The 17,402-nt window shown below is 39.1% G+C and carries 18 protein-coding genes and 2 tRNA genes; 10 read left to right on the top strand and 10 right to left on the bottom strand.

The genetic code is table 11. From position 1 onward, the window contains the following. The first annotated feature begins 105 nt into the window (after window positions 1-105). From MXE38_RS00420 to MXE38_RS00405, 4 genes are all read left to right on the top strand, one after another. Complete coding sequence (locus tag MXE38_RS00420; RefSeq protein WP_246909868.1) at window positions 106-666, top strand: PTS sugar transporter subunit IIA; 561 nt, start codon at window positions 106-108, stop codon at window positions 664-666. A 78-nt stretch (window positions 667-744) separates the two neighbouring features. After that, window positions 745-1,644, top strand: coding sequence for an RNase adapter RapZ (rapZ, locus tag MXE38_RS00415; protein ID WP_246909864.1), 900 nt, complete (start codon window positions 745-747; stop codon window positions 1,642-1,644). A 120-nt stretch (window positions 1,645-1,764) separates the two neighbouring features. Beyond that, window positions 1,765-1,840 (top strand) — tRNA-Asn (locus tag MXE38_RS00410). A 30-nt stretch (window positions 1,841-1,870) separates the two neighbouring features. Further along, window positions 1,871-1,946: transfer RNA gene (locus MXE38_RS00405), tRNA-Asn, on the top strand. 457 nt (window positions 1,947-2,403) lie between these two features. Here MXE38_RS00405 and MXE38_RS00400 read toward each other — a convergent pair. The 9 genes from MXE38_RS00400 to MXE38_RS00360 form a co-directional block, all read right to left on the bottom strand. Continuing rightward, entirely contained in the window at window positions 2,404-3,606 is a 1,203-nt protein-coding gene (locus tag MXE38_RS00400; protein ID WP_246909861.1) for an MFS transporter, read from the bottom strand. Between the two features lie 293 nt (window positions 3,607-3,899). Beyond that, window positions 3,900-5,066 (bottom strand): MFS transporter, encoded by a 1,167-nt coding sequence (locus tag MXE38_RS00395; protein WP_246909858.1) that lies wholly within the window; start codon window positions 5,064-5,066, stop codon window positions 3,900-3,902. Window positions 5,067-5,548: 482 nt separating this feature from the next. Continuing rightward, the gene (gene raiA / locus MXE38_RS00390) at window positions 5,549-5,830 is read right to left on the bottom strand and encodes a ribosome-associated translation inhibitor RaiA (RefSeq protein ID WP_246909855.1); all 282 of its coding nucleotides are present in this window, start codon (window positions 5,828-5,830) and stop codon (window positions 5,549-5,551) included. A gap of 531 nt (window positions 5,831-6,361) precedes the next feature. Next, on the bottom strand, window positions 6,362-8,125 hold the full coding sequence (gene rpoN / locus MXE38_RS00385; protein ID WP_348647346.1) for an RNA polymerase factor sigma-54: 1,764 nt from the start codon (window positions 8,123-8,125) through the stop codon (window positions 6,362-6,364). Window positions 8,126-8,144: 19 nt separating this feature from the next. Beyond that, the gene (lptB, locus tag MXE38_RS00380) at window positions 8,145-8,870 is read right to left on the bottom strand and encodes an LPS export ABC transporter ATP-binding protein (protein WP_246909852.1); all 726 of its coding nucleotides are present in this window, start codon (window positions 8,868-8,870) and stop codon (window positions 8,145-8,147) included. A gap of 30 nt (window positions 8,871-8,900) precedes the next feature. Continuing rightward, window positions 8,901-9,425 (bottom strand): lipopolysaccharide transport periplasmic protein LptA, encoded by a 525-nt coding sequence (gene lptA, locus MXE38_RS00375; protein WP_246909850.1) that lies wholly within the window; start codon window positions 9,423-9,425, stop codon window positions 8,901-8,903. Next, window positions 9,406-9,972, bottom strand: a complete 567-nt coding sequence (lptC, locus tag MXE38_RS00370) for an LPS export ABC transporter periplasmic protein LptC (RefSeq protein WP_246909846.1) — start codon at window positions 9,970-9,972, stop codon at window positions 9,406-9,408. The genes lptA and lptC overlap by 20 nt, the downstream gene beginning before the upstream one ends. A 279-nt stretch (window positions 9,973-10,251) precedes the next feature. Next, window positions 10,252-10,851, bottom strand: a complete 600-nt coding sequence (locus tag MXE38_RS00365; protein WP_246909844.1) for an HAD hydrolase family protein — start codon at window positions 10,849-10,851, stop codon at window positions 10,252-10,254. Window positions 10,852-10,862: 11 nt separating this feature from the next. Further along, entirely contained in the window at window positions 10,863-11,831 is a 969-nt protein-coding gene (locus tag MXE38_RS00360; protein ID WP_246909841.1) for a KpsF/GutQ family sugar-phosphate isomerase, read from the bottom strand. A 285-nt stretch (window positions 11,832-12,116) separates the two neighbouring features. On the opposite strand from MXE38_RS00360, the gene MXE38_RS00355 reads away from it, so the two are divergent. The 6 genes from MXE38_RS00355 to MXE38_RS00330 all read left to right on the top strand — a co-directional run bounded on the left by MXE38_RS00355 (window position 12,117) and on the right by MXE38_RS00330 (window position 16,810). Further along, window positions 12,117-12,944 (top strand): ATP-binding cassette domain-containing protein, encoded by an 828-nt coding sequence (locus MXE38_RS00355; RefSeq protein ID WP_246909839.1) that lies wholly within the window; start codon window positions 12,117-12,119, stop codon window positions 12,942-12,944. Next, window positions 12,944-13,717 carry a lipid asymmetry maintenance ABC transporter permease subunit MlaE gene (gene mlaE, locus MXE38_RS00350; protein WP_246909837.1) on the top strand — a complete coding sequence of 258 codons (774 nt, stop codon included), beginning with the start codon at window positions 12,944-12,946 and terminating at the stop codon, window positions 13,715-13,717. Before MXE38_RS00355 ends, mlaE begins: the two co-directional genes overlap by 1 nt. Window positions 13,718-13,734: 17 nt before the next feature. Next, window positions 13,735-14,235 carry an outer membrane lipid asymmetry maintenance protein MlaD gene (gene mlaD / locus MXE38_RS00345; RefSeq protein ID WP_246909835.1) on the top strand — a complete coding sequence of 167 codons (501 nt, stop codon included), beginning with the start codon at window positions 13,735-13,737 and terminating at the stop codon, window positions 14,233-14,235. A 74-nt stretch (window positions 14,236-14,309) separates the two neighbouring features. Then, entirely contained in the window at window positions 14,310-14,951 is a 642-nt protein-coding gene (locus tag MXE38_RS00340; RefSeq protein WP_246909833.1) for an ABC transporter substrate-binding protein, read from the top strand. Between the two features lie 371 nt (window positions 14,952-15,322). Next, window positions 15,323-15,574, top strand: a complete 252-nt coding sequence (locus MXE38_RS00335) for a hypothetical protein (RefSeq protein WP_246909831.1) — start codon at window positions 15,323-15,325, stop codon at window positions 15,572-15,574. Between the two features lie 204 nt (window positions 15,575-15,778). Further along, window positions 15,779-16,810, top strand: a complete 1,032-nt coding sequence (locus MXE38_RS00330) for a hypothetical protein (RefSeq protein ID WP_246909828.1) — start codon at window positions 15,779-15,781, stop codon at window positions 16,808-16,810. A gap of 57 nt (window positions 16,811-16,867) precedes the next feature. Here MXE38_RS00330 and MXE38_RS00325 read toward each other — a convergent pair whose 3' ends face one another. After that, window positions 16,868-17,353: a DUF2750 domain-containing protein gene (locus tag MXE38_RS00325; protein ID WP_246909827.1), complete on the bottom strand. Its 486-nt coding sequence runs from the start codon at window positions 17,351-17,353 to the stop codon at window positions 16,868-16,870. Window positions 17,354-17,402 lie beyond the last annotated feature (49 nt).

Below are 17,402 nucleotides of genomic sequence, written 5' to 3'. Positions count from 1 at the left end.
TAAAGCTCTTAAGAGATCTTTAGGGTTTTTTATAGTATCAGAAAATAGCTTTTTTTACTGGAAAGCTTAAGATTAAAAGTAAATAGATATTTTAAGTAGTTCATTATGGCTCAGTTTAAGATTCTTCCTCAGACTTATCTATTATCTCCTTTAACATGTTTTAGCAAGAAAAGACTGTTTGAGGAAATTTGTACCTTGGTATCAGCTATTACTGATATCAAAGAGGAAGTATTACTACAAGCGCTTAATGAACGTGAGTCTATGGGCTCTACCGTTTGTGCTAAAGGTATTGGTATTCCTCATGCTTTAGTGCCAGGTCTTGAGCAGTCTTTAGCTGTTTTAACTATTATCAATAAGGAAGTGCCTTATAACACTGTAGATACTGACTATATGGGAGTTGATGTGGCTTTGGCCTTTTTCATTTCCCCTAAAGATGACTACGACTATGTGGAGCAAATGCTGCGTTTTGTTAGTAAAGAGTTAGACAATACTGAGCTGGCTAACTCTATACGTCGTGTGTGGCAGGATAATAGTAAGTTAATCTTAATTTTGCAAAAGCTTGATGCCTTATTAAGCCAAGAGTTTAAGAGCTCACCTGTTAAAAGTAGTGCCTCTCCTGCTACTAATAGCATTATGCAGTTCATTAACGATGCAATTAATAGTTAAAAGTCAATGCTTAATACAAACAGAGTAAGATTGTTTTATACTTAATATCCAACAGTTTTAGTAAAGGTAGCTTGTTCTATGGATAAGGCAACAGTTCAGTTGGTTATTATTTCTGGTCGCTCAGGCTCTGGTAAAACAGTTGCTTTAAGAGCTTTAGAGGACTTGGGCTATTATTGTATCGATAATTTGCCTGTGCTGTTCTTGCCTGAGCTTACTGATATTGCTCCTCAACGTTATCCTAAGTTGGCAGTATCAATCGATATTCGCAATATTCCTGAAGATGAAAGCTACATGGGTAATCTTATAGGTAATATTAAAGATAATCCTAAGATTCACTCAACTGTGATTTATTGCGATGCCGATGATCAAGTCTTAATTAAGCGCTACTCAGAAACAAGACGCTTGCATCCTCTTTCCAAGAACCACCTCTCCTTGTCCGAGGCCATTGTATTAGAGCGTACTAAACTTTCCAGCCTCTGTGGCTATGCTGACTTACGTATCGATACCTCAGACTTATCAGTACATGACTTATCTAATGAGGTTGTAACCTCAATTTTAGGCTCACCTCAAAAAAATCTAGTAATGGTCTTTGAGTCTTTTGGCTTTAAATATGGCATTGCCAAAGATGCTGATTTTGTTTTTGATGCCCGCTTCTTGCCTAATCCTTACTGGGAAAAAGAATTGCGCTCCTATACAGGTTTAGACGAGCCTGTAAAAGACTTCTTCAAGCGCTATCCATCAGTATTTACTTATATCAAGCAAATTGATGACATGATTATGTATTGGCTAAGAGATATTGAATCTAGCAATCGTAGTTATCTTACTGTCTCAATTGGCTGTACTGGTGGTTGCCACCGCTCAGTATTTATTGCTCAAAGCTTGGCTGATAAATTTAATGAGCGAGGTTTTAATGTCCAAGTACGTCATCGCTCCCTCAATATTAACAACAATTATTTGGCTAAGAGTCAGGCTAAATAACAACTTTTAACAAAAATTTAAAAAAAGTTTTGTTTTAGTGTTGACAGGTCATCTCTTGCCTTGTAAAATGTGCATCGCTTTCAAACGCTAGTGTGAAAGCAAAATTTTGTTTGATGAAGTTCCTCCTTAGTTCAGTCGGTAGAACGGCGGACTGTTAATCCGTATGTCGCTGGTTCAAGTCCAGTAGGAGGAGCCAAACAAACAAAAGCAAAATCTATTTTGGAGTTCCTCCTTAGTTCAGTCGGTAGAACGGCGGACTGTTAATCCGTATGTCGCTGGTTCAAGTCCAGTAGGAGGAGCCAAAATAAACCATCACAATCAGCCATCGTGCTGATTTTTTTGTTTTTGGGCCACCCAAAACCAAATCCCACCCTCGCAGCTCATTTACTGCACCAACACTCACCCCCATACCAGCACTCGCACTCGCTCCTGCTTGCTTCGCTGCGCTTTTGCGCCCGCACTAGCACTGCTGCGCTGCGCCTGCTTCGCTGCGTTCCGCATTCGCACTTGCTCCAGCGCCCGCACCGCTGCGCCTGCGCCAACTGAGCCAACTGAACTTGCTGCGCCTGCTGGGCTTAATGCTCTGCCCCTCCTTAATATTAGATTGCTTAAAAGTTAAGCAAGGCTATATGGTAGTTGTGGCAGTGGTGGGAATTGCTGTGGTATATCCATAGCTTGGCCCGCCTAGTTGTTTTCCTAGTAGTTAGGATGATGAGGAGCCAAGTATGGATGGGGTGCAGTTGAGACTATGGATAAGGTTTAGTTTGTGCTCTTGTGATGATTGGCTTGGTGTTGCTTATAGTAGAAATAGATGGTGGCTATCACGCCTATTAGACATAGATAACCTTGGAAGTAAAAGGCTGAGGTTAGGTCGCCATCATTGATTTGAATTAAGCGTCCTGCAATGATTGGCACTACAGTCATACCAAAAGCAAAGAGTGCTTGAAATAAGCCAATAGCTGAGGAGCGTCGATATTTTTCAATACCTACTATAGCCTCACTAGTAGCAATGGAGAAGACAAAGCCAAAGCTCCAGCCCAAGAAAATTTGAATCACTATGAGCAAGTAAATATTTCCTACCATTACAGATAAGAAGCAATATAAACCCAGTAAAGCTAGAGCCGAGCTTACTAAAAAGCCTTGGGAAATACGGTCAAAAGGAGGTTTACCTGAGTAGTAACTAGAGACTACATTCATTAAGATGAATACTACTGTCATAATACCCATCTCAAACGAGGTGCCTCCAATACGTAATGCCGCCTCATTAGAAAAGGACATAATGGTACTCATGGTAATACCTTGCTGGATACTGGCTAAGAAGGCAAAGAACCATATACGACCTTTTAAAGCCACTTTGAGAAGATCGATAAGCGCTGGTCGTTGATGGTTGCTCTCCTCTGGCATTAAATGAGCATATTGAGGGTCGTTTTCTTTTAAAGTTAAGGCAAGTAAAACCGCAGCTCCACCTGAGAAGGCTGAGCACAGACATAAAAAGTCCATGCCATAATATTGGAAAAACACAGCGGACATAATAAAAGCCAGCATAATGCCAAAGTTATTTGCTGCAAAGAGGTAGCCGATTTGCTTTTGCATGTGCTCAGGTCTTATATATTTGGTGTAGAGCAACATAAAGCTTACCCATAAAGAGGAGGCAACACCTGAGCAAATATTAGCTACTAAAAAGCCCATACCATTGCTTTCTAAGAGACGGATAATGGATGCTCCACCAGAAAAACAACAGCCGATAATAATAATAAGCTTATGTCGGCCTAAGAGATCGGCGCTAATACCTAAAGGAAAGCGCAAAGTCATTTGCACGCCGCCATATAGACCTACAATTAAACCTACAAAATCAGCAGTTACTTTTTGCGACAGTAAATATGGGGCTGTATTTGGCACATAAATGTATTGGGCAAACCAGAATAAAGCGATAATTACCAGCAACTTATTTGTTTGGTTCATCAATAAGTCCTCAACTACAAAAACAAGACTCCCTTATTCTAGAAAGATAATTGAGCAAAGCAAGTAAGCAAGGAAAAGTAGGGGGAGCGTTCTAAGGGCACTCTAGTGGCGCTCTAGTGGCGCTTTGCGCCAATAGTTATTGAGTTTGATTGGTGTGTTGTAGAGGGATAAAAAACATCATGCCTTGTTTTGGAGCGCAAGATAGCACTATGCCTAAATCTAGTGCATGAATAAGCTAAGAGCTCAATTAAGAGCTCTTAGTTAGTTTTGCTTATTTAGCTTTAGCGATGCGCCTATTTGGCAGTGCGCTTGTGATGGCGACGGCGAGCATAATAAATTGCCGTAGCTAATGCGCCTGCGATGGCTAGTAGTGCTTGGAAAAAGAAGGCACTATTAAGAGATGAGGTTTGGGCAAATAAATAACCTGCAACAATAGGTACTGCCGTCATGCCAATGGCAAACATAGATTGGAATATGCCTAAGGCTGTAGAGCGGCGGTAGCTTTCTATTTGACTTAATGCCTCAGCAGAACACCATGAGAACACAAAGCCGCCTGTAGTTCCTAATAGTATTTGAATAGGAATCAGGGCGTAAACACTATCTACTGTTACCATCAGTACGCAATACAGAGCCATACAAATTTGCGATAAGGTCATTAAAATACCTGGGCCAATTTTGATGGCAGTATGAGTTGAGGATAACAAGTTAGAGGCTGTATATGAGGCTGTCATAGTCATGGTCATAATACCTATTTGCCAGGCTGACGCTCCAAGACTATGCGCTACCTCATTAGAAAATGACATGGCTGTACCCATCAAGATACCTTGTTGGATCATGCCAATGACAGAAAAGAACCATAAGCGCTTGTTATAGGCAACATGCAACAATTCACTTACTTTAGGTGGATTGATATTATTATTAGGTGGTTCTTTGAGGCTTAATGAAATAATGGTAGAAATAGTGCCTCCTGATACCGATAAAAGACACATTAAGAACATACCAAAATGTTCATATAAGGTAGCAGAGGCAAAGAAGCCTAAAAGAATGCCTCCATTACAAGCTGCTAATACATAGCCCATACCCTTTTGTAAATTTTCTTTAGTTAAAGTCTTGGTATGGAACAGAATAAAGCACATCCACATGGATGAGGAAAAGCCAGAAATAATATTGGCAATTAAAAATCCCATGCCTGTAGGTAGGTAAAGACGTATTATTGAGGCTACAGCTGCTGAGGCGCACCCTACAATAATCATAGGCTTGTAATAGCCAATTTTATCGGAAAAGATGCCGACAAAAAGGCGAGTAAAAAAAGGAATAGCTCCATAAAATCCCACAACTAAGCCAACAAAATCAGCACTGACTTTTTGAGCTAGTAAAAAAGGAGTGGTATAAGGAACATAAACGTATTGGGTAAACCAAAATAGTCCAATTACTAACAATAAACGAGCTGTTTGACTCATAGTGCCTCTACCGCAGAGAACTTAATATTTGGGTGCTAAGACTATCAGCAAAATCATTATTTAGCTAGGGAAAAATGTCTTATTTATCAAAAACATTAGCTAATGAAACGAAAAAACCCGCCAGTGGCGGGTTCTTTCCTCGTAATGTCAGGAGGCTTGCGCCTCCTGGAATAAGGATGACTTTTTGGTTGTGTTAAGCGTATGCTACGCTTATTGGGCTTCCTAAAAGGAAAATCTGCAGTCTATCTCAGCACCAAGCAAACAGCTAGCAACGGGAGTATTTGAGATAAACGAATGTTAAGGTCTTACGGGACCTTGGTTAGTAATTCTTGTTCTTGTTCCTTAAGTTTGGTTTGTATGCTAAGGCATACTGGGGTGGACTTAAGGAGATTACTAAAAGCTTAGTCTAATAAGTGGTAGTGCGTTGCGTTTTCCTAAAATCACAACTCTTACTACGTAATCTTGAAAAGACTAAAGCTAACTTATTCGTGCTTTTCCTTATACTTAACAAGTTGACGATCAACTTTGTCAATTAAGGCATCGATGGCTGCATACATGCTTTCATCTTCTGCTTCGGCGTGAAGTGAGCCGCCAGCAAGACTAATATCAGCTTTAGCAATTTGCTGAAGCTTCTCTACGGTTAAGGTAACAGCAATTGAAGTAATTGCATCGCCCTTACGCTCAAGTTTATTAAACTTGTCGGTAACGTAGTCATGAAGAGCGTCTGTGACCTTGAGTCCTACACCTTGGATGTTAATCTGCATATATTTGATCCTTAATCCAAACTTGTTGGATACCGAATGTTTGGCTGACGTCCACCATTGTTATTGTGCCTCATGCACTAAATAGTCTTAAAACAATTAAAGTCAGGTGCAGTAAAAAAAAGACTATTTTTAACAAAGGTTCCTACTGCGAGAAACTATCACTCAAGCAAAAGCTTTTGTATAGTTGGTTCATGAGCATCTTGCCGTAAGCGCAAAACTGTTGTGTAAAAATATAGTCAGCGACGGTGATGCATCAAGCAAACGGGGTTCGTCTTACCCTATGGTGTATTGCAACCTTTGTTTCCATATTAACCAAAATAATGGTTTTGTGCACATTAAATTTAATAACTTTTGATGTATGTCAAGAAACGCAAGCAAGGAGAATAAACTGGTATGTCAGTTTATGGGCAAGGAATGGGCGATGTATATGCCTTTTTGTTGGCTGATATACTAGTTTTTTAGAAAAAATAAAATTTTGCCAAATAAAAGTAAGGCTCTGGTAAAAAATTCTACTCAGAGCCTTAAGAAGGTTTAAACGAGACGCTTTCTTTGGGAGGATGAACCAATACCCAAAGCCTCTCGATACTTGGCAATAGTACGACGGGCAACACAGAAGCCTTTTTCTTTTAATAAATTAGCAATTTGATTATCAGAATAAGGTCTACGTGGGTTTTCATTGGCCACTAAAGTCTTAATCTCAGCTCTAATAGCTGTAGAAGAGGCAGTACCGCCACTTTCGGTGCTGACATGGCTAGAGAAGAAGTATTTGAGCTCAAAGGTTCCTCTCATAGTGTAAATATACTTTTCGGTAGTCACACGAGAAATAGTAGACTCATGCATCTCAATTTCTTGTGCAATATCGTTAAGTACTAATGGCTCCATGCGGTGTTCGCCATAATCGAGGAAGGCTTTTTGATGCTCAACAATACATTTAGCTACTTTGAGTAAAGTATCGTTACGCTTGGCAATACTTTGAATAAACCAATTAGCCTCTTGTAAGTTTGACTTAAAAAATTCCTTTTCACGTTCATTACGGGCATAGCAAACTAAAGACTTATATTGCTCATTAAGCTTTACCCTAGGTAAGGCATCAGGGTTGAGCACTACATCATAATTGCCATCATCATCTTTAATCACTAAGACATCAGGCACAATGTAGTCAGCCTTTTCTTTAATAGCAGTACGTCCAGGACGTGGCGTTAAAGATAAAATTACATCATTGATCTTCTTAAGCGTATCTTCTTTAACCCCTAATTTAGAGCATAAAGAGCGATAGTCGTGATTGGATAAGAGATCAATATATTTGCTTACCACCTCATAGGCCATTCGCACTTCTTCTCTTTGATCAGTGCTAAGCAGCTCTTTTAGTTGAATGAGCAAGCATTCTTGAACATTACGTGAACCTACGCCTAGAGGGTCATAATTTTGGATAAGCTTTAAAATGATATTGAGATCTTCAATAGTAGCATCAGGATATTTACTTACTACCAAAGTTAGCAAGTCGCTAAGCTCTTCTGACAAATATCCTGAGTCATCAATAGCATCAATAATCACCTCAGCAATATAGCGATCACGTCCTTTTAAAGGAGAGCAGTCTAATTGCCACATGAGGTGATCATGTAAATCAATCTGGGTTTCACCCTCAAAAGCACCTTCGTCATCCAGTACAGCGCCTTTTGCACGTGATTTGGCACTGTAATTATCTTCACGACTGATATTGTCTAAGTTTTCTTGGGTGGAGCTACTGCCAGGATCAATTTGCGCAGATGTTATTTTATCTGGCCTGTCAGATAGATTAGGCTCGCCCTCAAAAGAGCCCTCAAAAGAGCCCTCAAAAGAGCTTTCAAATGAGGAGCCCATGCTATCGCTTGAATGATCATAATCAAAGTGCTCATCTAATTCATGAGCACTAGTGTTTTGATACTCAATAGAGCTAGAGCCTCTAATGGTGCTATCTTTACCCATAAGTTCATTGATGGAGGCTATTTCTCCATCTTTTGAATGCCCTAACAGGTCAATGTCTGCTCCTTGATATGAGGCATCATCACTAAAGGGATCAAATACTTCATTATCATGCTCTTGGCGCTCTTTTTCTGCTATAGCATCTAAAGACTCAAGATTAGAGTTAGCAATGGTCTCATCAATCTCTAAAAGAGGATTGCTCTCTACTGTTTGTTGAATTTCTTGGCGCAGATCTAGAGTAGACAATTGCAACAGACGAATAGCTTGTTGCAATTGCGGAGTCATAGTTAATGTCTGGGTCTGGATTGCTCTGATTTGCAGCGAGTTTCTCAAACCGGCCATGATAAAAATCCTATAGTGAGAAGTTCTTACCCAAGTAGACTTCTTGTACTTTTTTATTGTTTAGTACTTCTTGTGCCGTACCCTGGGCAATGATCTCACCAGCGTTTACTATATAAGCTTGGGCACAAACGTCTAAAGTTTCACGCACATTGTGATCAGTGATGAGCACTCCTATGTCGCGATCTCTTAGGTGTTTGATAATATCTTTAATATCAGAAATGGAAATTGGATCCACTCCTGCAAAAGGTTCATCTAATAAAACAAATTTAGGATTAGCAGCTAAAGCTCTGGCAATTTCAACTCTACGTCTTTCACCGCCAGAAAGTGCCATGCCTGCACTATCTCTAATATGTTCAATATGAAATTCTTCTAAAAGCTCATCAACTCTATTTTTCTTTTCTATAGAGCTGAGGTTTTTCTGGAGCTCTACTACACTCATTAAATTTTCTGCTACGGTTAACTTCCTAAAGATTGAGTTTTCTTGAGGAAGATAACCTAAACCAGCTTGAGCTCTTTTATGCATTGGCATGTGAGTAATATCAGTATTGTCGATAGTCACATTACCATTTTCTGTAGAAATAATACCTACAATAATATAAAAGGAGGTGGTTTTACCTGCTCCATTGGGGCCTAGTAAACCTACTACGCTGCCGCTTTCAATGCTTAAACTTACATCGTTGACAACTACACGTCCTTTGTAGGTTTTCTTGAGGTGATTAGCTTGTAACAGACTCATAACTGTCCTTGAAAGTAGCTTATTGTAAATTTACTGCTTGTTTTTGTCTTTAGAGAAGTCGGCTGGTACAAAAGTACTAGAGACACGACCTCCTTGGCTATTGTTGTTATAAGCACGCATCTTTTGAGTAGAAATATTGTACTCAATGCGCTCACCAGACATCTTAGATTCGCCTTGCCAAATAGAAGCTCTTCCTTGTAACACAATTTTAGTCTCTTCTGGCAAATAGCTTAAGGTACTAGCACGTGCCTTAATATAGCGACCATTGTCTTGCTGTTGCTCAAAAGTTACAGGATTACCATAGGCAATAATTGATTTTAATGAGCCATTATTAGCTCTAGTAACCTCAATTTTATCTGCATTGAGCTTAATAGATCCTTGGGTAGCTACCACATCGCCTGAAAAGAGCAACTTATTTGCCTGCAGATCTGCGCTTTGCTCAGCCGACTCAACATTAATTGGTTGGCTTTGATCGCTTTTTAAAGCAAAAGCTTGAGAGGTCAACATGGAGCATGCTAAAAAAATAGCAGCGCTTTTAAGGGAAATAAGTTGCATGAGGCTTGTCCTTAATAACAAATGTTTTGTTATTGAGATCAACTAGATAGTTTGATCCCTCATTAACAAATTGAGCTCCTTTAATGGTTATCTTTGAAGGAGAGCTGATTTCATTGGTTTGCATATTAAAGTACAGATCAGGAGTAGTGATCTCTTTAATCTCAGCTGTTGCGTAGTTAGGGCTAACAACAATGTTACCTTGCAGTTGAGCTGCTTTATTAAAAATCAGTTCACCTTTATCAGCAGTAATTTGCCAGCCATATGTGGTGTTGTCTTGTTTTTGGTTATAAAAAAAACCAATTAGTCCAGAAGTTTGGATTAAATCTTTCTTTTTATAAAAAGCTACTTCACGGGCAAAGATACTATGAGTAATTTTGCCTTGCTCGTTATAGACTTCGGCTGTGAAATTTTCAGCTTCAAAAGTTGGATAACGTACTTCAATCTCATCTGAGCTAAGCTGGCCACTGATACCTGAAAATTGATACATCAAACCAGCAACAATGGTTAGTAAAGCTGCAATGATAATTGATCTAAGAGTAACACTCATGACAAGCTCCAAGAGCACTAAATAGTCTGGTTGGTACTGTAAACATTGGCACAAACTACAACAACCAAGGCGCTAAGCTTGCAAGCCATAAACAATATATTTTAGCTAATTTTTTATAAATTTGGCCCAAAAGTTGCCTTAATTTAATGAAATTAAAAATTGATCACAGAATAATGGCCTGTTTTTCTACTTTTTGTCTTAAATCATTAAGACAAAGCCTAGGCTTATTGCTAGGCCCAGGCTTATTTAAAAGTTAGCTTAAAGCACACAATTTAAATGTTATTGACCTGCATTGGCAAAGGATAACTTTTGCTCAAATAGGAAAGATGGATAGCCATCAGTTCTTACTTTACCTTGTGCCATTAAGATGAGATCACAAAACTCACGAGCAGCCCCATGACCGCCATTATTGCTAAGTACAATGCTGGCTATGGTTTTCATATAGTGATAGCCATCATTAGGACAGGCGCTGACACTGGCATGTTTGAATAAAGGAAGGTCATTAACATCATCACCCATCACAGCCAAATTCTCTTGACTCATGTTGAGCTCTGTGAGCAGTTCTAATAATGCTTCTTCTTTATCCATTTTGCCTTGAATGACATATTGAATGCCCAGCTCTTTAGCTCTACGAGTGGTAAGTGGTGAGTTACGACCTGTAAGTAACGCTACTTTGATATTGGCTTTTATGAGTAAGGAAATTCCCATACCATCCTTACAATTAAATTTCTTGAGCTCATTTTCAGTACGATCAAGAAAAATACCGCCATCGCTCAAAGTACCATCAACATCAAAGACCACTAGATTAATATGATTAAGCTTTTCAACTAAAGGGCTGGATAAGGTCTGATAGTAGGTTACTAAAGGTTGCTCACTCACAATAAACACTCCTAAATTAAGCCAGCTCGTAACATATCATGCATATTAAAAGCGCCAATAACCTGATTGTCCTCATTGACTACAATCATGGCAGAAATTTTCTTTTGTTGCATAACACTAAGAGCATCTGCTGCTAAGCAGTCTGCTTGAACACTAACACCACCTTTGGTCATTACTTTAGATAATTGATCGTGCACTGATAATTCACGCTCTAAAGTACGTCTTAAATCACCATCGGTATAGACACCTATAAAGTGCATATCTTGATCGACTACAGCCACAATACCCAAGGTTTTAGCTGTCATTTCAATTAAGGCATCTTTAATAGAAACATCTTGCTGACATAAAGGTATTTCATCCTTAGTATGCATAATATCTTTGCAGCGTACTAGTAATTTACGACCTAAAGCACCGCCTGGGTGGGACATAGCAAAATCACGCTCAGTAAAGCCACGAGCCTCTAACAGTGCAATAGCAAGAGCATCACCAATAGCAAGCTCAGCTGTGGAGCTTGAGGTAGGGGCTAAATTTAAAGGGCAAGCTTCTTTTGAAACATGGGCGCTTAAGGCAACATCAGCAGCTTTAGCTAAAGAGGATTCCATATTGCCCACAATAGCTATAAGAGGAATATTACGACGGCATAAGAGAGGAATCATAAGCTTAAGCTCAGAACCTTCTCCAGAGTTAGAAATGGCTATAACAACATCATGGTCGCCAATCATGCCTAGATCGCCATGAGCAGCCTCTCCAGCTTGCACAAAGAACGCCTGAGTGCCTGTAGATGCTAGAGTAGAGGCTATTTTGGTGGCAATATGGCCAGACTTGCCTACACCAGTTAAAATAACCTTGCCTTGACACTTTAATAGTAAATCGCAAGCTTTAACAAAGTTATCATCAATTGAAGGTATTAATTCTAAGATAGCCTCAGCCTCTTCTTTTAATACTCTTTGTCCTGCTTGGATACAGGTTTCTTTAAACATTGCTGTTATTCCTATAGTTGCAATTGCTAATGTAAGGTCGTTAAGAATAAATTTTTACAGCCTAATTTTAAGCAATAGCTTTTATGATAAGCTTTGCTTGACTATTTAGTCTAAAAAAAATCTCATTACATTCACATTAATAATACGCTTAATATACATCTTAAGTTATCCATATTTAAGAGAGCTAACTAGGCTCTTATATTATGTCAGTGTGAATAGTTTATGTTTTGTCAGCTCTTAAAAGCACTAGAGAGCTTTTAAGGGGCTCCTTGAGTGGAAAGCACAATGCTGGAGATAAAATGCGACAGCCTTAATGGCCAAAATCAAGATGCCTTAGTCAAGGTGAAGGATGTTTTCTTCTCTTATGGCGGACGAAAAATTTATAAAGGAATGTCACTTGATATTCCACGTAATAAGATCACTGCTATTTTAGGCCCATCAGGAACAGGTAAAACCACTTTATTAAGATTAATTGGCGGTCAGCTCAAACCCGACTCTGGTGAGATCTTCTTTGATGGCATTAATGTTCATGCTCTTCAAAGAACAGAGCTCTATGAGTTACGTAAGCGTATGAGCATGCTATTCCAAAGTGGAGCTTTATTTACTGATCTTAATGTATTTGAAAATGTTGCTTTTCCTTTACGTGAACATACCAAGTTGCCTGAGGTGCTAATTCACGATTTAGTGATGATGAAGCTTGAGGCTGTAGGTCTGCGAGGAGCGGCATACTTTTCTCCTAATGAGTTATCTGGCGGTATGGCTCGCAGAGCTGCTTTGGCTCGCTCTATTGCTTTGGATCCTGATTTGATTATGTATGACGAGCCTTTTGTAGGACAAGATCCTATTACTATGGCCGTATTAGTCAAATTGATTAAGGATCTAAATGAGTCATTAGGTATTACCTCTATTATCGTAACCCACGATGTGCAAGAGGTCTTATCCATTGCTCACCAGGTATATATTGTTGCTGATGGTAAGGTAATAGGCTCTGGTACTCCTGATGAGGTACGCAATAGCTCTGATCCTAAAGTCTTGCAATTTATCAATGGCGATTTTGACGGCCCTTATGCTTTCAATCTCAAGGCAGATAAGGACTATTTAGAGGATCTTTAATGTTTAGTTTCGTAGGTCAATTAGGCCGCTATGCGATCTCAAAAGTAACCTCTTTAGGTCGCTCTACCATTATGATGTACCACTCTTTAGTGGGCAGACCAAACTTTGCTAAGCACTTTCCTTTGCTCATCAAACAAATTTATTTTGTGGGAGTGCAGTCCATTGTCATTATCCTAGTCTCAGGATTGTTCATTGGCATGGTATTAGGCTTACAAGGTTTTAATATCTTAAAAGACTTTATGGCCACTAGTTCGCTCGGCCCTTTAGTAGCTTTAGCTATTATTAGAGAGCTTGGCCCTGTAGTAACAGCCCTATTGTTTGCAGGTCGAGCAGGTTCTGCTCTTACTGCTGAAATTGGTCAGTTAAAAGCATCAGAACAGCTCTCCTCCATGGAAATGATGGCGGTTGACCCATTAAGACGTATTATTTCCACTCGTTTTTGGGCGGGCGTAATCTCTATGCCTATCCTATCTATTTTATTCTGCTTAGTAGGTATTTATGGCGGTAAATTAGTAGGTGTAGATTGGTTAGGTCTAGATGATGGTACCTATTGGTCAGGCATGCAAAGCTCAGTTGATTTGGTAGATGATATTGGCTGTATGATGATTAAAGCCATTATTTTCTCTATTGCCTGTGTTTGGATTGCTCTATTTAACGGCTATGATTCCAAGCCTACATCTGAGGGTATTTCTAGTGCTACTACAGCCACTGTAGTGCAGTCATCTTTAGCTGTATTAGGTCTTGATTTTGTGCTAACTGCATTAATGTTTTAGCTCTTGAGGAATTTTTCATGAAGTATAGCAAGATTGAATTTGGTGTAGGCCTTTTTATGGTGCTAGGCATTGTTGCGGCTGTAATTATGTCTTTAAAAGTAGCAGGCTTAGTCTTAGATAGCTCTTCTGATACTTATACCGTACATGCTAAGTTTGACAACATAGGATCATTAAAGCTCAGAGCGCCAGTACGTATTGGTGGTGTGGTGATTGGCCGTGTTGATGGTATTTCTTTAGATAAAGAAGACTTAGTACCTGTAGTTAGTCTTTCTATCCAATCTAAATACAATGAATTGTCATCAGAGTCTAAGGCTTCTATTTTGACCTCTGGCATTATTGGTGAGCAATATATTTCTATTACTCCTGGTTTTTATGATGAAGAATTAGGATCAACCTATCTTAAAGATGGTGACTTTATCAGTGACACAGGCTCTGCAATTGTGCTTGAGGACTTAATTTCTAAGTTCTTATACAACAGTGGTGTGGCTGATAGTGCCAAAGCTGAAGATGAGCAATAGTATTGCTTAATTTTTACCTAAGTTTTGTTTGCTAAGCTTTGTTTTAGCTACATAATCTATCAAAGGGTGTTTATATGAAAAAGTTAGTTAGTGCAGCAATCTTTATGCTTGCTACCATTTTTGGTGTTAACAGCGTTCAAGCACAAGATGTGGATATGAAAGATCCATATAAGATGGTAACTGTAGTTGCTAAGAATGCTTTTGAAAAGTTACAAGCTAATAAGGATAAGATTAGTGATGTTACCTTCCGTAAGGATTTAGTACGTACTGATTTATTACCTTATGTTGATACTCGTTATGCTGGCTTTAAGGTTATGGGTACTAACCTTAAAAAGGCTAGCGCTCAAGAGCGTGATGCTTTTTGTGATGCCTTTGCTGAGTATATCGTAGCTTCTTTTGCTGATGCTTTAGCTATGTATAACAACCAAGAGTTGGTCTTACCTGATTATAAGCAAGTATCTGCTGATGCCTCTCAAGTTAATGTTAAGTTCTTAATCCGTGAAGCTGGTAAGAAAGACTTAGAGTTGGTATTCAAGTTACGTAAAAACTCTAAGAGTGGTGAGTGGCGTGCTTACGACTTAGTGTCCGAGGGTATTTCCATGTTAACTGCTAAGGAAAATGAGCTCTCCCCTCTCATCCGTGAGCGTGGCATTAAGGCTGTTACTGACTTAATCAATAAGCACAATCAAACTGGCAGCACCGAAGTAATCAAATAATTTAATGGCTAGTTTAAGCTAATTATTTGAAGGGCTAGTGTATTTATGAACAATCAACTAGCCCTTTTTATTTTCTATGATCTCTACCCCACTCACCAAGCCTAGCCAAGCCAAGCCTCGCTTAGCTTAGCTTGGCAGAGGCTAGCTAAGCTGGTAATAGCCTTCGTGGGCGTTGCCTATGTGGGGCCTTATGACCTTGTCCAGGCCCTTGCTGGCCATGCCCTTGTTGGGGCTTTGCTTTAGGGCATATAGGGGGCATACAAGATCATAGGTGCTGCTTAGCTAACAGACCAATATTGTTTAACGAAACTGACAAGGAAAGCGACTTCTTCTCTGGCTAATAAACAGAGGTTAGAGCGCTAAAAAACATTATGTCTACTGATTTTAAGATTATGACCCATGTTGAAGTTGCTCAAATGTGGGAAAGTAGAGCAAAGATCTTTGAAAAGAACGAAGTTGATCTTAGTGATAATGTAGAAATTGACTCCTCTGGTGTGGCTTTTTTAGTACAGTGGGCTAAAAATAACCACAATCAACTTACTATCTACAATGCCTCTAACAATCTCAAGTCATTAATTAAAACTTTCCGTCTTGAGCCTTTATTTGTGCTTAAAGACAAATAATGCACTAAAGTTGGTTTAGATGCTCAAAATGGCTGCTGTTCCTCTTGCTGTAAGTTTTGAGGACAAGCGGCCTTTATTGTCTGTAAGGCTCATGCTTTCTAGGTTTTGGCAAATAATGTTCCTGCTTCTTTCATGTTTTTTTCTCATGAGAGATAAAAGCTTTTGCGCTATCATAAGCACAACTTCGTTGTTGCAGGAATTATCATGTCTAGTCAGCCCTCATTACATAATGCAGAAGAGACTTTAACAGAGCCTACTTTTGGCCAAAAGCTATTGCGCTTAATTAAACTTAATATCTTGTTTATTGCTATTAGCTTTGGTGTGAGCACTTACTTTATTTTTCACTACGTAACCTGGTTAGCACCTATTAAGTATCCTTTAAAGAATTTTATGGACTCAGTGGTGCCTTGTTTAATCTTTACCTTGCTCTTTTTAGCCTTTAGCAAAGTAGAACTTAAAAAGATGAAACCACGTCGTTGGCATATAGTATTAATTTGGTTTCAGATAGGCATTCCTTTTTTAGTAGCCCTTTATATGTATTACTACCCAAGTGAAAACTATCGTTTGGAGCTTGAGGGTATTATTGTGTGCGTGATTACGCCCACAGCAGCTGCCGCTGCGGTAATTACGGGTAAGTTAGGTGGCGATGAGTCCTCTTTGACTACTTACACCTTACTTAGTAATTTAGGTGCCGCTATTGGTATTCCTTTATTTTTCCCTTTAATTTCTAGCAATGCTCAGGGCGGCTTCCTTAATGAATTTGTCATTATCATGAAGCAGGTTTTCCCTTTAATTGTGATGCCTTTAATCTTGGCCCAAGCGATACGCTATTTATATAAGCCCTTAAATCAATTTATTTGTACCAAACTAAGAGAGTTTAACTTTTACTTATGGGCTTTTACCTTAAGTACAATTTCAGCTACCGCCTGCTCTAATATGATGAACTCTCCTGAGAGCGCTAGTACTATGATTAATCTAGCCTTGGTAGGTTTGGTATTTACTGCTATTCAATTTGGCTTTGGTAAGTTTGTTGGCCACTTAGAGGGACAAAGAATCACCGCAGGTCAGGCTTTAGGTCAAAAGAATATGGTGATTGGTATTTGGATCACTTTAGCTTATTTAACTCCTGCGGCCTCTATTGCTCCTGGCTGTTATATCTTGTGGCAAAACATAGTTAACTCATGGCAGCTTTACTATAGGGAAACTCGTAAAGTTAAGCATTTTGATAAGTTTTAATTAAAAAAGGATGCCCTTAAATTAAGAGCATCCTTTTTTAATTGTGATTAAGCTTTTTTATTTGTGCTCAAAATCGTCAGCACTAACCTTGTCCAAGGCGGCTGCAGCCTCAGCAGCTGCACTAGCAGCATCTTGATGGTTAAAGATATCGGCTGGACAGAAATTAAAGTTCTTATCTTGCTCTAAAGGCAATAAAGCTAAAGCAATCATATTGTCCTTTAATGATGGAGCCCATTTTTCTTTAAATACTGAAAGCTTAAGCTCAACCATCTCAAAGTTTTCATTGGTATCGTCGTCAGCATTATTTAAATAATACTCAACAAAACGTGGGTGACACCAAATAGGTAAGAACATATGATAAGTGGAGCTATCATCACCCTCTTCTGGGGCATCTTCAAATAATAAAGGTGTGCCCTCAGCTCCCTTTTCTTTGAGCAAGTAAATAGTCTCTTGCTCTTGGCAGTGTTTGAGGCAGAAAAACTGGCGATAATCATCATCTAAATTTAAGACGGCGTTATACATTTGCTCGGTAAGTTCTAGCATTTTAATTTCTCACTTAATACCCAAGATTTGCGCAGCCAGTCAAGCTTAT

The sequence above is a fragment of the Anaerobiospirillum sp. NML120448 genome, assembly GCF_023050945.1.
Classification (GTDB): Bacteria; Pseudomonadota; Gammaproteobacteria; order Enterobacterales; family Succinivibrionaceae; genus Anaerobiospirillum.
This window is presented reverse-complemented; position numbering and strand designations above follow the sequence as displayed.

Excerpts from the sequence above, each read along its gene's own strand:
- MXE38_RS00340 (WP_246909833.1), top strand. The coding sequence starts at position 14,310 with ATGAAAAAGTTAGTTAGTGCAGCAATCTTTATGCTTGCTACCATTTTT.
- MXE38_RS00335 (WP_246909831.1), top strand. The coding sequence starts at position 15,323 with ATGTCTACTGATTTTAAGATTATGACCCATGTTGAAGTTGCTCAAATG.
- MXE38_RS00420 (WP_246909868.1), top strand. The coding sequence starts at position 106 with ATGGCTCAGTTTAAGATTCTTCCTCAGACTTATCTATTATCTCCTTTA.
- rapZ (WP_246909864.1), top strand. The coding sequence starts at position 745 with ATGGATAAGGCAACAGTTCAGTTGGTTATTATTTCTGGTCGCTCAGGC.
- lptA (WP_246909850.1), bottom strand. The coding sequence starts at position 9,425 with ATGCAACTTATTTCCCTTAAAAGCGCTGCTATTTTTTTAGCATGCTCC.
- MXE38_RS00395 (WP_246909858.1), bottom strand. The coding sequence starts at position 5,066 with ATGAGTCAAACAGCTCGTTTATTGTTAGTAATTGGACTATTTTGGTTT.
- MXE38_RS00325 (WP_246909827.1), bottom strand. The coding sequence starts at position 17,353 with ATGCTAGAACTTACCGAGCAAATGTATAACGCCGTCTTAAATTTAGAT.
- MXE38_RS00355 (WP_246909839.1), top strand. The coding sequence starts at position 12,117 with ATGCTGGAGATAAAATGCGACAGCCTTAATGGCCAAAATCAAGATGCC.
- lptB (WP_246909852.1), bottom strand. The coding sequence starts at position 8,870 with ATGAGTCTGTTACAAGCTAATCACCTCAAGAAAACCTACAAAGGACGT.
- lptC (WP_246909846.1), bottom strand. The coding sequence starts at position 9,972 with ATGAGTGTTACTCTTAGATCAATTATCATTGCAGCTTTACTAACCATT.
- raiA (WP_246909855.1), bottom strand. The coding sequence starts at position 5,830 with ATGCAGATTAACATCCAAGGTGTAGGACTCAAGGTCACAGACGCTCTT.
- mlaE (WP_246909837.1), top strand. The coding sequence starts at position 12,944 with ATGTTTAGTTTCGTAGGTCAATTAGGCCGCTATGCGATCTCAAAAGTA.
- MXE38_RS00360 (WP_246909841.1), bottom strand. The coding sequence starts at position 11,831 with ATGTTTAAAGAAACCTGTATCCAAGCAGGACAAAGAGTATTAAAAGAA.
- MXE38_RS00400 (WP_246909861.1), bottom strand. The coding sequence starts at position 3,606 with ATGAACCAAACAAATAAGTTGCTGGTAATTATCGCTTTATTCTGGTTT.
- mlaD (WP_246909835.1), top strand. The coding sequence starts at position 13,735 with ATGAAGTATAGCAAGATTGAATTTGGTGTAGGCCTTTTTATGGTGCTA.
- MXE38_RS00330 (WP_246909828.1), top strand. The coding sequence starts at position 15,779 with ATGTCTAGTCAGCCCTCATTACATAATGCAGAAGAGACTTTAACAGAG.